Here is a 2,372-nt window from a genome sequence, read left to right on the forward strand (position 1 = left end):
GCGCTCCGGTATTACGCCCGCGGCCGGACTCACATGGACGAGGGCGAGCACGCCCTGGCGGCCGGCGACCTCCGGAAAGCCGCGCTCCTCGCCCCGAACGTCCTCCGCATCCGCCAGTTCCTCGGCGCCGCGATTTATGAAACCGGCAATCTCCGCGACGCCGCCGACGTCCTCGACCAGGCCCTCCGCCTCGACCCCGGCAACGCCTTCACGCTCTACCTTCGCGGCCGGGTGGCCCGGAGCCTGAATCTCCCCGACCAGGCCGCCGACTTCTTCGACCGATCCCTCCGCGCCGCCCCTCCCGCTTCGCCCCATCACATCCTCTCGCGCTACTACCTGGCGCGCACCCGCCAGGAAACCGGCGACCTCGACGGCGCCATCGAGCATTACACCGCGCTGCTCGCAGAAATCGAGGAGCCGCGGGCCATCTTCCGCCGCTACCCGGAAATCTATCTCCTCTACCAGGGACGCCCCCAACTCGAACAACTCGTCGGACGCCTTTACCTCCTGCGAGGGGATAACGACCTCGCCATCGCCCTGTTCGAGAAAGCCCTGGCCGACCGCCCTAACAACACGGAACTCCTCGGCCTCCTCTGCCGCGCCTTCCTCCAGAAACAGGACTTCGCCGCCTCCCGCACCATGGCCCACCGCCTCATCGAGACCCATCCCGACGGCGCGGACGGGTACCAGCGGCTGATCGAGACCTACCGCGCCGAGGGCCGGATCGAGGCGGCCATCGCCGAACTCGAAGCCTTTCGCCGCACGAGCCCCGAGAACCGGACCCTCGCGTTCGAACTCGCCGCCGCCTACGAACAGGCCGGCCGAAAGGACCAGGCCGCCGCCCTCTACAGCGAACTGTCGGCCGGCGCCGCCTCCGCCGACGGCGCCGCCGTCCCCGCCGCCTTGAAACTCGCCGACCTCCGCCTCGGCGAAGGCCGGCCCCTGGAGGCCCTCCAGGCCCTCGCCTCCGCCATGACCGGACGACGAAACGAATCCGCTCTCCTCGTCCGCGGCGCCCAGATCATCGACTCCCTCGACGACCCCGACGCCGTCTATCAGGAAGCCAAGGGCTTTCTCCACGGGGAAACGGAACCTTTCGGCACGTTCGTCCTCGTGGGCATGCTGGCCGAACGCCTCAAAAAAACCGACGACGCCGTCGGCCTCTACACCCAGGCCATCGCCCGCGAACCCCGCGCCGCCATCGCCTACTCCCGAAAGGCCGACCTCCTCATCCAACAGAACCGCCTCGACGACGCCCTCGCCGTCTATCGCGACGCCCTCCAGGCCGGACTCGCCCTCCCCATCTTCTACCGCAAAATGGGCATGATCCTCGACAGCCTCGGACGCCCCGAAGACGCCGTCGAACAGTACCGCCGCGCTCGCCAGGGCGACCCCGACGACAAACCCACGCGCTACTTCCTGGCCGCGGCGCTGGCACGTCTCGGCCGGCTCGACGAGGCCGAAGCCGAGTTCCGCGCCCTCATCGAACGCTTCCCCACCGAGGTCCGCGCCTATTGCCAACTGGCAGCCGTCGCCCTTGCCCAAGGCGACGCCGCCAAGGCCGAGACGGCCGTCAATCAGGCCCTCACCCTCGACCCGAAAGGCCCGGCCCCGCGGACCCTCCTCGCCGAGGTCCGCTACCGCCAGAAACGCTTCGCCGACGCCGAACAAATCGCCCGCACCCTCCTGGCCGAGCAGCCCGACGCCCACGACGTTCGCCTCCTGCTCGCCCACGCGCTGGCCGCCCAGGGCCGCCTCCCCGACGCCGCCGCCGAGGTCCGCGCCATGCTCGCCGCCGAGCCCGAAAACCTCGACTTGCGGTACCTCCTCGCCGGACTCTATTCCGAAATGGCCGACACCGACGCCTCCGAAAAAGAACTCGCCAAAATCCTCCAGGTCCGGCCGGACCATCCGCCCGCCAACAACGACCTCGGCTATATGTGGGCGAACCGCGGCATCCACCTCGACCGCGCCGAAAAAATGATCCGCCTCGCTCTCCAAAGCGATCCGAAGAGCCCCGCCTACATGGACAGCCTCGGATGGGTGTTCTACAAGCGCGGCAGTTTCGAGGACGCCCTCAAAATACTCAAGGCCGCCGCCGACTTGTCCGCAGAAGCCCAACTTGTCCGCCATAGCCCGCAGGGCGACGGCGGAAGGGCGAAGGCGGACGCCGCCCCCGAACTCGACCCCGTCATCTGGGACCACCTCGGCGACGCCTATTGGCGCCTCAGCCGCTCCGGGGACGCCGCCGACGCCTGGCAAAAGGCCGCCAAAATCCTCGAAGGACGCTCCGAACGCCCGAGGCCCGACGACCTCCAGCGCGTCCGAGAAAAAATGAATACCCTCCGCGCGGGCGCCGCCCCGCCCGTCGC

Annotated in this window: 1 protein-coding gene; it reads left to right on the top strand. The window is 69.1% G+C overall.

Going from position 1 to position 2,372, the window contains the following annotated elements:
* A partial coding sequence (locus NTX40_11530) for a tetratricopeptide repeat protein (GenBank protein MCX5649699.1) occupies positions 1 to 2,372 on the top strand: 2,372 nt, incomplete at both ends.

Source organism: Planctomycetota bacterium, from assembly GCA_026387035.1.
Classification (GTDB): Bacteria; Planctomycetota; Phycisphaerae; order FEN-1346; family FEN-1346; genus JAPLMM01.